We start from the raw sequence: 12,271 nt of genomic DNA on the forward strand, positions 1-12,271 counted from the left end.
GCCGTTTACCCGTTCGCGGGGCGCAATTGGGCCCGTCTTGGTGGGGAAATGTGAATTCAGCAGCCTCGCTGTTGGCTGGCCGTCATGCCGACTGAATAATGGCACGCAGCTAGCTTAGCCATTTAAGTGAGATAAAATTATACTCAAGTTCAGTAGAGTGTAGGGAGGGGCTGTAGAGTTATTTATTTGTCCGAGTTTCTTTTTGCGTTATTTGCTTTCTAGCTAGTTTTAGCCCTAAAATTTATAAACCTTGGCGGGCTTTCTTGTTCCTTAGCTAAAAACACCCCCAAACCCGTGCTCCCATGAAACCCTCCCTAATCGCTGCTGCGTTTGGCCTTTGTTCCTGCGTTTTCCGCCTCACGCCAGAGCTTGTCGCTCAATCTAGGCCTTACACTGCTGACCAAGCTCAACAAGCCGACGACGAAATGGTCGTCTTGCCTACTTTTACCATCGAGAGCGATACGGTCGACCGCTACCGTGCTGCGGATGCACTCTCCTCTGCACGCGTCCGTACTCAATTAATCGAGACGCCAAGCTCTATCTCGGTGATCCCGCGCGTGTTCTTAGAGGATGTCGTTCCCGTTCGTTTATATGAGGCGGCCAAATACATCGCCGGTGTCCAAGATGCCCGGGGTAATACTTTCCAAGATCGGGTGACCATACGCGGCTTTGAAAGTGCGGGGCGTCTAGTTAATAACTTCTCGGATACTGGAGCGCACAATATTGATGAGTCTCTTATTGAGCGTGTTGAGATAAGCAAAGGCCCCAATGCTATCCTCTCTCCCGGTGGCAACCCCGGTGGCACGATTAATATCGTGACCAAGGCCCCAGAGTTTACAGCGAAACACTCGATTACGGCCTTAGTCGGGCAATATGACGCACAAAAGGTCTCGATCGACACGACTGCTCCGCTTCCGGACTCTGATCGCTTTGCCTATCGGGTGATTGCTGCCTACCAAGACACGCGCCGCTATGTGTCTAGTGAGGCCAAGCTCCGCACTAAGGTGATTGCCCCGCAGTTTACTTGGAAAATTAGCCCAACGAGTGAACTGATTACGCGCTACGACTACCTCGAAACGATCACGTTTCGTGAGCAGTTTATGATTATCGATCCCGAGGCTGTGGGGACTAAAGCCCCCGCCCCTGCTCCCGGCTTTAACTGGAGAGGGACGAACGGGGCTCCCGGCTGGAGCAATCTCGCGTATCAGAAGCACAGCTTTTCACTAGAGTTTAATACCTCGTTTAACCAATACCTGACGATGCGTTTGGCTGGCCGCTTCCAGCGTGCCAGAGAAACCTCCGAGCAAGCGGCGATAGTTGTTCCGGGCTTAGCTGATCGGTACAACCCCTATACGGGGATTCAAACTCCTAACCAAACTTGGGGCCTTGTAGATCCGAATCTCGATCACGATGAGGTGTTAAATCCCTATGTCCCGACTGATTCGCCCTACTATGATCCGACTAACATAGAAGTTCGCGCGACGCGGAATCTCGGCTCTTATACCAATACCTATTCGCTGCAAAACGACTGGGTACTTAGCGTTGAGGTGCCTTATGCCAAGTTGCAAACGGTCGCAGGCTTCGCTTGGGCCAATGATAAAGGCGTGGGGCTAGCGGGAGAGGGGGCGCTCGCCCCGCTCAACCTCTTCGACCTAGCAAGCTACGATCCTAACCCAACTTGGGGGAGCGCTCTCATTGCGGATAACGAAAGTAAAGCCACCAATTGGCAACTCTACCTCAACCAACGAGTTACATTTTGGGAAGATCGTATTGCATTAACGGGGGGAGTCCTCCGCTACGATACAGACGGCAAGGGCCGCGATAAGCTCGTCGGGGGGCCTTGGAATGGACTCGCGGAGGCCAAGGATCTGTTTCTTGGGAGCGTGTTGGTGCGCATCACCCCCTCAGCTTCAGTCTACTACAGTCACTCGACTAACGCGACACCGACGGTGGTGGATTCCGTCCCCACATGGCGCGAGGGCAAGCAACAGGAATGGGGAGCAAAGATGGAGTTCTTTAACCGTCGGCTTGGAGTAAACATCGCCTACTTCGAGATTCGCCAGACTAACGTAGTCACGGGCAATCCCGAATACTACGCGGGCGATCTGACCCAACCCCCGGAGATTCTTACTGACTATGGAAACCACGGCACCGAGTTCGAAGTTACTGGAGCACTCACTCGCAATCTTTCGGTCGTAGGCAGTGTGACCGATCTCAAAATGCGCGATCCACGTGGTCGCCGAGTGCGTTCTATCGCCGATCGCCTTGCTGGACTCATGCTCAACTATCACTTTGACGAAGGAGCGCTTAAAGGGCTTAGCCTTAAATTAGGCGGTAACTACGTGGGGGGTCGGGCGGGGGATTTACCCAGCGGCGAATTCACTCAGCTCGGCGTCGTGCGTCAGACTAGCTTTTTCGTCCCAAGCCAAACTCTCCTGAATGCAGGTGCCTCCTACGAGTGGGGCGGTTTCGGTGTAAGGCTGATCGTCAATAATCTCGCCGACAAAAAGAACTACTTCTCGGGGGCGGGCGGGCGCTTTTCCGGCACGGGCCTGTTTACCGCGACCGGTCGTAATATCCGAGGGGCATTCACCGTAAAGTTCTAAGCTTAGTTAATTTAGTGTATTCTGCTGGACTCATTTTTTAATAAAAACCTAGGGAAACGCATTAGGTGCAAGCGTTCCCGTTGCATAGATCTTTGACATCCTCCCCCGCCTAAAGACGGGGGATTCCTACCGCGTCCAGCGAAGCGTTGCCGCTTTGCTGAATCACCTCGGCGGATTCCTGCTGCTGATCCCTTTTGGGATTCACTTCACAGGCGAACCGGGCATGCCCTGCCCTTAGTACATTAATTGCGCCGACAACATCGGCATTGTTTTTATAACCGCATTCGACACAAACGAAACCGGCTTGCGTTTGGCGATTATCTTTTGAGACATGCCCGCATGCGGGACATGTACGGCTGGTATTTTGCGGCGGCACCGCTATCAGCATCCCGCCGTTCCAGTCCAGCTTGTATTGCAACTGCCGCCGAAACTCGAACCAGCCTTGGTCGAGTATGGCTTTGTTCAGGCCAGACTTGGCACGGACATTACGCCCCGGCGCTTCGCTTGTCCCCGTCGCCGATTTCGACATATTGCGTACCTGCAAATCCTCAATACACACCATCGCGTGGTTTTTGCTAATAGTGGTTGTGGCTTTGTGCAGGTAGTCGTGGCGGGCGTTGCCAATGCGAGCGTGCAGGCGCTGAACCTTGCGTTTGGCCTTCCTCCAATTGCTGCTGAATTTCTCTTTTCGGCTCAATGACTGCTGCGCCTTTCTTAGCGCCGCTTCATGCCACTTGAAACTGCTTAACGGCGCAAGATAGCTGCCGTCCGAGAACGTGGCAAACCGGACAATACCAACATCAATACCAATGGCACTGGTAGATTTAGGCAATGGCCGATCCACTTCCCGCTCGGTCTGTATAGACACAAACCACTTACCCGCACGCAGCAATACTGTGACGTTTCGCAATACACCTTGAATATTGCGGCTGTTGCGATAGCGCATCCAACCCAGTTTGGGTAGAAATATCCGGCTATTCGCTTCATCGAGCTTAATTTGTTGCGGCTGCGGATAACGGAAACTGTCGCGCACGCCTTTCCTTTTGAACCGTGGAAATTCCGTCCGTTTGGCAAAGAAGTTGGCATACGCCCGCTCAAGGTCTTTGAGCGATTGCTGCAACGCTTGGGAGGGACTGTCGCAAAGCCACGGGGTTTCAAAACTTGCCCGCCATTGCGTGAGCAGCTTGCATAACGCCGAGTAGCTGTGTTTCTCCTCACCTGCCTCGTAGCGCTCCTTTTGCAACGCCAGCCCCTTGTTATAGACGAACCGGCACGAACCGGCAAAACGGCTCATGCTGCGCTTTTGCTGCCCATCCGGCATCAGTTCGTATTTGTAGGCCTGCAGACGCTGCATGCCTGCCAGTATATAGTTTTGTCTATGAAAAACAACAAGGAAGTTCGACACGGAAGTCACTGTGGATCTGCCATGCACGTCCACTTGGTCTTTGTGACTAAATATCGCCGTAAGGTGTTCACCAAAGCAATCCTGGACGACATGCGCACCATCTTCGAGAGCGTCTGCCGTGACTTTGAAGCCGAACTTATTGAGTTCGACGGCGAAGATGACCACGTTCACCTGCTGGTGACCTGTCCGCCCAAAGTCCCCATCTCCTCCTTGGTGAACAGCCTCAAGGGCGTATCCAGCCGCATGCTGCGCAAGAAAAACTATCCCAGCATCCGCAAAAAATTATGGGGCAATGCCCTCTGGTCGCCTTCTTACTTCGCCGTTAGCTGTGGCGGCGCGCCATCAGCATCATCCGGCAGTACATCGAACAACAACAAACACCACACTGAATCGTTACGCTGCAAGGACGGCTACGCCGTCCGCGCTATCCATCCCCGCCCTGAAGGACGGGGTTTTCTGCGCTATTTGGTAAAACTACGAGGGGCGGGGGTTGCTTATTGCGCAGCTCGGTTATAAGCAGGTGTAAGTTATTGTCGGTTAACCATAAGTTTTTATAGATTGGTAAATATTCTTAAGGCGATATTTCGTATCCCGTTTATGACACGGTTTTATTTTAAGCTGTGTTGTTTCTAAGCCGGGTTAGCCCAAAGCCTGCTTTTCCATGTCGTATTCCAAACTCCTCGGCCGTGCTTTGCCCGGCCTTAGTCTTGCGATGGGACTTTCGTCGTTTTCTTATGCGCAACTTGCTCCTTCCGATACCTCTGATGATCAAGTCGATGAGGACACAGTCGTCCTTTCGCCATTCGAGGTTTCGTCTGCTGCTACAGGCCGTTATCAGGCCAACGATGTCGTGAGCGGTGGGCGTATCTCGACCAACGTCTTGGATGCTCCGGGCTCGATCACAGTACTCACGAGTGACTTTATTAAAGATATCGGCGGAGGCCGCGTCCTCGATGTGGCTAAATACGTAGCCGGTGTAACCGAGTCGACTATCCCAAATGCCCAAGATCGCGCGTACATTCGCGGATTCCAGGGCGCGTCGGCACTGGTCGATGGTTTCATGACCGCCTCCGATGCGAACTACGACTATGTCGCGATTGAGCGTATGGAAGTGACCAAAGGCCCCGATGCGGTGCTCCAGCCTGCGGGTATCCCGGGCGGTTCCATTAACCTCGTGACCAAGAAACCGCAGTGGGACTTTGGCGGTTCGCTTAAGCTCAAGCTTGGCGAGTACGATGCAAACCGTATCGAGGCGGATGTTACGGGCCCGATTAACTCGGCACTCGCGTACCGGCTCGTGATGGCGGGGCAGGATAGCAGGAGCTACATGCGCAATAGTTTCCGCGACTCGCTGTTCATCAACCCCTCGATCGCGTGGCGGATTTCGCCCAGCACGCAGCTCGTGCTCCGCTACGAGCATTACGACTTTAAGAGCTCGCAGCTAGAGGGGCTTAGCATTGATCCGACGGTTGGCACCGACGATGAGTTTAGGACCTTCCCGGGCATGCCCACGGACTTTAACCCCGAGCCGGGCAAGGAGTTTGCCTCTCGCGTAAGTCGGTTCAATACGGGGACGATGCTGCTCACTTCAGTCATCACCGATCGGCTTTCGGTGCGCTTATCGGGACGCTTGCAGCACATTCAGGGCGGAGCCTCGGCCTTCCACTATGGGTTTTTGGACAAAGATGGAAACGTCACCGAAGGCGGCAGCCGAAATCCTTTTACTGGCAAATGGGAAGGCGGGGTTTTGTGGGTTAATACTTCGACCGACCCGGCGAATCCCAACTGGGTTGCTACGCCGGCCACCCAGCCCACCGGCAGCTTCCGGCATGCAGGTAACTACTCGAAGAGTCAGGTGTGGTACCGCGATTTGCAGAACGACTGGGCCTATGTGGTCGATTCGGACTTTGCGAAGTCGAGCACCCTAATAGGCTTCTCGTACCGTTATGCGCACAATAACAGTCAATCGGGCGCAGAGTCCTTGCCGGATTTCACGATCGATGATGTGCCTAACGGCCCTATCATCACAAAACCCTACGGGGGCGATAGCCGTGGGATTACCACGAGCTATCAGACCTATGCCACGGAGACTTTAGAGTTTTTTAAGAATCGGCTGATTCTCTCGGGAGGCATCGCGCATATGAGCTTTAGTGGAAGTAGCCAAGATAAGCTCTCGGATCCGATTACCGATGGCCCCTTTCCTGTGCCTGCTGGGATGACCTACCCGGGCTCAGGCTCGAAGGCGACTTACAACTATGGAGTCGTCGTTAAGCCTACGGAAAACATCTCGCTCTACTACGGGCACACTGAAAACGCGGTTCCCTCGGGGGATCATAAGGAGACTTATAAGGGCGAAGATCCTTTTACTTTGGGGACCCAAGATGACCTTGGGCTCAAGCTGCGGCTGTTTGATGGGAGACTCTTTGCGACGATTGCTTATTACGAGATTACCCAGGAAAACTACGCGGTAGCGGATCCTCGTAATAGCGAACTGCCTCCGCCGCCACTGTACTACCCTGACATCTTACTTCATCGCGAAGCTAAGGGCTGGGAGTTCCAAGTCATCGGTTCAATTACTCCGCAGCTTTCGTTCATCGCTTCCTATGCTGATACCAAAAACCGCGACCCAAACGGGATCATGCTGCGTGGTGCGGCGGAGGACTCTGCCTCGGGCTTCGTTCGCTACGAGTTTGGGCCCGGGCCGCTCAAGGGGCTGTCCGCTGGTATCGGTGCGAACTGGCTGAGCAAGCGCGCGCTCGACACGGCGACCGGGCTCACGCCGGCCGGAGTGCCCAACCAGCCGAGTGCCTATCTCCCTCCCCGCACTTTGGTCGATGCCTATGTCGCCTACGAGTGGGGGGCCTGGAGTGCCCGAGTCGATGTGACCAACCTCACCGACCAGCTCGACTTCATCCCGCAGGGGCGAAACATGATCTGGCCGGTGAATCCTCGTGCCTTTTCTGGTTCGGTTACTTGGACATTCTGAGGCGAGTAGCGGGCGGCGGGCCTGCCGATGTGCACAGGGCGGCTTTAGCTGCCGCGCCGTCGTAAATTGTTGGCCCGCCGGTTCGCAGGGGGGCCAATTGCGCGGCCGGCCCAGCAGCGGCTGGGCACCGCGCAATTGATGCGGGGGCTGTGCCATCTCGTCGGCGAAACGACTACCCGCCAAATGGGCGGTTTAGCATGTCACGTTCTTCCCTTCACTGCCGAAGTTTTTGAGCCGCTCGCTGTCGTCGGGCAGAGGCTGTATTTCCTCAGCAGTGTAGTGATACTGGAGCGCGCGGCGGCGTTGGCCGCTGGAGTTGTGCGGCGTGCCGTGCGGGAGTAGTCCGTTGAAGAGGAGCAGCCCGCCGGGCTCAAGTGGGGCGGCAAGCGGCCTCTGACCGAGTGTATCGGTATCGCAGAGCTGCCAGTCGCGGCGCATGAAGTGCACTTTGGGCCCATCCCGATGTTGCCCCGGGAGGAAACGCATGCAGCCGTTTTCGATGGTTGCATCGTCGAGTGCTATCCACACGCCGACCACCAGTGCGTTTACCGGATAATTGAAGTACGCGTTATCCTGATGCCAAGGCTTCTCGCGGCCAATATGCGGCGGCTTTATGAGGGCCATATCTTGAATGAGTTTTGGTGCTGCGCCGCCGAGGACTTGGCGCATGACTCGCACCAGTGCGGGGTGAAACGCGAGCGCATGGAGCACTGGCGCGTAATTGACGAAGTTCTGGAGCTTGCGAACGGCGTCCTGCCGTTGATCAACGCTCAGCATAGGCAAAATCCCGCGTGCTTTTGCCTCAAACGAGATGCCTTTAAAATCAGGCATCTTGCCCATGATTAGGTCGATGAGTTCGGCCTTTGCGCGCGCAACTGTATCGGAATCGAAGGCGTGGCGAACGACTAAGTAGCCCTCTCGGTGGAAAAAATCGACTTCGTCGGGGCCGACATCTTCGAGGCGTTCGACGCCGTGGCCAATGCCCACTGGCTGATATAACTCGGGCGAGTGAAAGTCCACTTCGTGGTCATCAAAAACGGGGGCTGGGGCAGTATTCATGGGGGAGGGGGGTGAAGGCTCTGGACAATATCTGTTACGCAGTTATCGAGCCATAGACGTATCAGACAAAAATTTAAATTTATCCGATAAGTTATGATGAAAATTGAAGCGCTTAGTTTTCATCCGATTGCCGGCCTTTGTGGGCGTGTACGGTGTGAGCCCGGCTGGAATCTGAGCGCGACTTGGGCAAAGGGGCTAATCGACTACGACTTGTGGTTTGTCTGGGAGGGGCGGGGAACGATGATTACTTCAACGGGGGAGTACGCGCTTTATCCCGGTGTTTGTTTGTGGATGCGCCCTGGGCACCGCTATGAGGCCGAGCAAGATCCAGCCGCTCGGCTCGGCGTAAACTACATCCACTTTTCAGCGCGGCAGCAGAAAAGTACGCTCGAACGAAATGGGACTCAACAGCCAGTCGATAATTTGCCCACATCCGCTTTTAATCCCCCCTTTGAGATCTTAGTTTCTCGGCAAATTGAACTCGTAGATATGCTGATGCGGCGGATTATTCTACTTTCAGGAGAGTCGCAGGCTGAAGCGGCCAACGCTGCCTTGTTGACCGCACTCCTTGTCGAGCTCTGCCGCGAATATACAAGCGGACGTGCAGCTACTGAAGGAGGCGTTTCCGGTACAGAGCTTTATCATTATAAAGTGGCATTGGAAAGTGCCGCCCGGATTCGCGAAAGTCCGGCTGAGATCTTGAGTGTCGCCCAACTCGCTAGGGAGGCGGGTTACAGCCCCGATCACTTTTCTCGAGTTTTCCTTGGTGCGATCGGTTTACGCCCGCAGGATTACCTGATGAGAGCGCGCCTCGACCGGGCTCGCCAACTCCTGGCTGAGACTGACCTGTCGGTCGGGGAAGTCGCGACACGCGTTGGCTTCGCCGACATTTTTTACTTCTCCCGGTTTTTCCGCCAACATACCGGCCAGCCTCCCAGCGAATTTAGGCGGAGCTTGCGCAGGGGAAGTTCATAATGGCGCCGATACTGGGCGAGGAGAGTGTGAGTCCATCAGTAATGCAAATTTATCTATTCTGCAATATGTGTCATAGAAGGGAGCAAGTTTCACAGCCCATTTTCTCAAGGGAGCAAGCCCCGTACGAAAATGGCCATTCAAGCTTCCGAAGGATTACTATCTCCCTTTTTGTGTCATAAACGTTTAGCTGCTGTTAGGCCTTACCTACAAGGAAGAGTCTTAGATTTTGGCTGTGGCTCTGGTGCTCTCGCAAAGTATGTAGCCTCGGGGCATTACTTAGGGGTAGATATTGACTCTGAGTCTCTAGTTCAGGCACGGACTAATTACCCTAAACATCACTTTGTCTTACCAACTCCAAGCACTAAAGAGAAGTTTGATACAGTTGTTGCCTTGGCTGTTATTGAGCATGTTTCCGATCCATTTGGCTTATTGGTAACGCTTAAAGGTTATAGTTTAAATAGCCAATCTTCCTGTATCGTGATTACGACGCCTCATCCGTCGATGAGGTGGGTACATTCGTCGGGTGCAGCTCTTGGACTATTTAGCAAGCATGCTAATGAAGAGCATCAAGCACTACTTGGTGGCGATAAGTTGAAGGTATTCGGGAGCGAGTTAGGTCTGAAAGTTTCCGTCTACCGTCGCTTCCTATTTGGGACAAATCAACGTATAGTTTATTTCGGTTAATATGGCCTGCGCTTTGGAATGTATCTGGTATGATTTTGGGGCTATCCTAGCTTAGGGATTAAGCTAGGATAGCCCCAAGGAAAATTACGGGATATTTATAAATTTTTATCGGATGGATACATAGCTTTGCGGAGAGCTCAGGCTATATTGTTCGCTGTGTTAGCATCACCCCTGATGCTCGCTTACAGGTACCCCATGGCCTTAAACCCCATTATCCCATGACTTATTCCAAATTCTTGGGCCGTGCGATGCCCGGCCTTGGCGTTGTGCTTGGATGTTCGCTTATTTCCCATGCGCAACTTCCCAATATTACTGATGACCAAGTGGATGAAGAGACCGTGATACTGTCGCCCTTTGAGGTGTCGTCTGCGGTAGTGGGCCGTTACCAGGCCAATGACGCAGCGACGGGAGGCCGTATCGCGACCAATGTGCTCGATACTCCGGGCTCAATCACGGTTCTGACCAGTGACTTTATTGAGGATATCGGCGGAGGCCGTGTCCTCGACGTGGCTAGATACGTGGCGGGTGTCGCCGAATCGACGATACCTAATGCCCAAGACCGCGTGTATATTCGCGGCTTTCAGGGGGCGTCGGCACTGGTCGATGGTTTCATGACCGCCTCCGATGCGAACTACGACCATGTCGCGATTGAGCGTATGGAGGTAACCAAAGGCCCCGATGCAGTGCTCCAGCCTGCCGGTATTCCCGGTGGCTCGATCAATCTCGTAACCAAGAAACCGCAGTGGGACTTTAGCGGTTCGCTTAAGCTCAAGCTTGGCGAGTACGACTCCAATCGTATCGAGACAGATGTTACAGGCCCGATTAACTCGGCACTCGCTTACCGGCTCGTGATGGCCGGGCAGGATAGTAAGAGCTATATGCGCAATAGCTACCGCGACTCGCTGTTTATTAACCCCTCGCTCGCGTGGCGGATTTCTCCTGGGTCGCAGCTGGTGCTCCGCTACGAGCATTACGACTTTAAGACATCGAACCTAGAGGGCGTCATCATCGATCCGATGGTCGGTACGGATGACAAGTTTCGGATCTTTCCGGGGATGCCGACGGATTTTAACCCCGAGCCGAGTAAGGAATTCTCCTACCGTTCGAACCGGTTTAACACGGGGACGATGCTGCTCACCTCCGTGATTACCGACCGGCTCTCCGTGCGACTTTCCGGTCGTCTACAACACATCCAAGGTGGCGGTGCGGATTTTCGCTATGGGCTCTTGGACGAAAATGGAGATATCACCAACGGTGGTAGCCGAAACCCGTTTACGGGAAAGTGGGAGGGCGGGGTCTTGTGGGTTAATACTTCGTCCGATCCGGCGAATCCCAACTGGGTTCCTACGTCGGCTACACAGCCGACCGGCACCTTCCGCCACGAAGGCGGCTACTCGAAGACCGAGACTTGGTACCGCGACCTGCAGAACGATTGGGCCTATGTCGTCGATTCGGACTTCGTGAAGTCGAGCACGCTCGTGGGCTTCTCCTATCGCTACTCGCATGGGAATGGGCAATCGGGCGGTCAGACTTTGCCCGACTTTACGATTGATAACGTGCCTGGTGGGCCGGTGACCACTGGCCCCTTCACAGGCGATGGACGGAGCATCACTACGAGCTATCAGACCTATATTACGGAAACCTTGGAGTTCTTTAATAATCGGCTGATTCTTTCGGGCGGCGTTGCCCATATGAGTTTTAGCGCAAGCAACCAAAATAAGCTTTCGGAGGCGATCACTACTGGCCCCTTTCCTGTGCCTGCTGCGATGAACTACCCGGGCTCAGGTTCCAAGGCCACTTACAACTATGGCGTGGTCGTGAAGCCCACAGAAAACCTCTCGCTTTACTACGGGCACACTGAAAACGCAGTACCCTCAGGGGATGCGAGGTCGATCTATGAGGGGGCGGACCCCTTTACGCGAGGCGAGCAGGATGACATTGGGCTAAAGCTCCGGCTTTTCGACGGAAAGATTTTTGCAACGATCGCCTACTACGAGATCACCCAAGAGAACTACGCTATCTGGAATCCACTGAACAGCGAGGTGCCGCCGCCGCCAGTTTTCTTGCCCAATCTCCTTGTTGATCGTGAAGCCAAGGGCTGGGAGTTCCAAGTCGTCGGCTCAATCACTCCGCAGCTTTCGTTCATCGTTTCCTACGCTGATACCAAAAACCGCGACCCCAACGGGATCATGCTGCGTGGTGCGGCGGAGGACTCGGCTGCCGGCTTCGTGCGTTATGAGTTTGGGCCCGGGCCGCTCAAGGGGCTGTCTGCTGGTATCGGTGCGAACTGGCTGAGCAAGCGCGCCCTCGACACGGCGACTGGACTTACGCCGACTGGCGTTCCCAACCAGCCGAGTGCCTATATCTCGCCCCGCACTTTAGTCGATGCTCATGTGGCCTACGAGCGCGGGCCGTGGAGTGTCCGCGTCGATGTGACGAATCTGACCGATGAGCTCGATTTCATCCCCCTCGCTCGCAACATCGTCTGGCCGGTGAATCCTCGTGCCTTTTCTGGCTCGGTTACTTGGAGGTTCTGAGGCGAGTAGCGCGGGCGGC

The 12,271-nt window shown here is 54.5% G+C and carries 7 protein-coding genes and 1 pseudogene; 6 read left to right on the forward strand and 2 right to left on the reverse strand.

Annotation, left to right across the window (positions count from 1 at the left end; all coding sequences use genetic code 11):
* The first annotated feature begins 302 nt into the window (after nt 1-302).
* Nucleotides 303-2,606: a TonB-dependent siderophore receptor gene (locus AXK12_RS07365; protein WP_068712996.1), complete on the forward strand. Its 2,304-nt coding sequence runs from the start codon at nt 303-305 to the stop codon at nt 2,604-2,606.
* Nucleotides 2,607-2,715: 109 nt separating this feature from the next.
* On the opposite strand, the gene AXK12_RS07370 is transcribed toward AXK12_RS07365, so the two are convergent.
* Nucleotides 2,716-3,960: an RNA-guided endonuclease InsQ/TnpB family protein gene (locus AXK12_RS07370; RefSeq protein ID WP_156468929.1), complete on the reverse strand. Its 1,245-nt coding sequence runs from the start codon at nt 3,958-3,960 to the stop codon at nt 2,716-2,718.
* 24 nt (nt 3,961-3,984) lie between these two features.
* Here AXK12_RS07370 and tnpA point away from each other — a divergent pair.
* Together tnpA and AXK12_RS07375 are read left to right on the forward strand one after the other, a co-directional pair.
* Nucleotides 3,985-4,400: pseudogene (gene tnpA, locus AXK12_RS08595) on the forward strand (IS200/IS605 family transposase).
* A 272-nt stretch (nt 4,401-4,672) separates the two neighbouring features.
* Nucleotides 4,673-6,997: a TonB-dependent siderophore receptor gene (locus tag AXK12_RS07375; RefSeq protein WP_068712998.1), complete on the forward strand. Its 2,325-nt coding sequence runs from the start codon at nt 4,673-4,675 to the stop codon at nt 6,995-6,997.
* A gap of 192 nt (nt 6,998-7,189) precedes the next feature.
* On the opposite strand, the gene AXK12_RS07380 is transcribed toward AXK12_RS07375, so the two are convergent.
* Nucleotides 7,190-8,056, reverse strand: coding sequence for a phytanoyl-CoA dioxygenase family protein (locus tag AXK12_RS07380; RefSeq protein WP_068712999.1), 867 nt, complete (start codon nt 8,054-8,056; stop codon nt 7,190-7,192).
* 93 nt (nt 8,057-8,149) lie between these two features.
* On the opposite strand from AXK12_RS07380, the gene AXK12_RS07385 reads away from it, so the two are divergent.
* The 3 genes from AXK12_RS07385 (at nt 8,150) to AXK12_RS07390 (ending at nt 12,252) form a co-directional block, all read left to right on the forward strand.
* Nucleotides 8,150-9,031 (forward strand): helix-turn-helix transcriptional regulator, encoded by an 882-nt coding sequence (locus tag AXK12_RS07385; RefSeq protein WP_068713001.1) that lies wholly within the window; start codon nt 8,150-8,152, stop codon nt 9,029-9,031.
* Between the two features lie 72 nt (nt 9,032-9,103).
* Nucleotides 9,104-9,715, forward strand: a complete 612-nt coding sequence (locus AXK12_RS08600; RefSeq protein ID WP_269446582.1) for a class I SAM-dependent methyltransferase — start codon at nt 9,104-9,106, stop codon at nt 9,713-9,715.
* Nucleotides 9,716-9,933: 218 nt separating this feature from the next.
* Complete coding sequence (locus tag AXK12_RS07390) at nt 9,934-12,252, forward strand: TonB-dependent siderophore receptor (protein ID WP_082782734.1); 2,319 nt, start codon at nt 9,934-9,936, stop codon at nt 12,250-12,252.
* Nucleotides 12,253-12,271: the final 19 nt, after the last annotated feature.

Source organism: Cephaloticoccus capnophilus (assembly GCF_001580045.1).
In the GTDB taxonomy this organism is placed as follows: domain Bacteria; phylum Verrucomicrobiota; class Verrucomicrobiia; order Opitutales; family Opitutaceae; genus Cephaloticoccus; species Cephaloticoccus capnophilus.

Coding starts and splice junctions, on each gene's coding strand:
- AXK12_RS07385 (WP_068713001.1), top strand. CDS start 8,150: ATGATGAAAATTGAAGCGCTTAGTTTTCATCCGATTGCCGGCCTTTGT.
- AXK12_RS07370 (WP_156468929.1), bottom strand. CDS start 3,960: ATGCAGCGTCTGCAGGCCTACAAATACGAACTGATGCCGGATGGGCAG.
- AXK12_RS07380 (WP_068712999.1), bottom strand. CDS start 8,056: ATGAATACTGCCCCAGCCCCCGTTTTTGATGACCACGAAGTGGACTTT.
- AXK12_RS07390 (WP_082782734.1), top strand. CDS start 9,934: ATGACTTATTCCAAATTCTTGGGCCGTGCGATGCCCGGCCTTGGCGTT.
- AXK12_RS07375 (WP_068712998.1), top strand. CDS start 4,673: ATGTCGTATTCCAAACTCCTCGGCCGTGCTTTGCCCGGCCTTAGTCTT.
- AXK12_RS07365 (WP_068712996.1), top strand. CDS start 303: ATGAAACCCTCCCTAATCGCTGCTGCGTTTGGCCTTTGTTCCTGCGTT.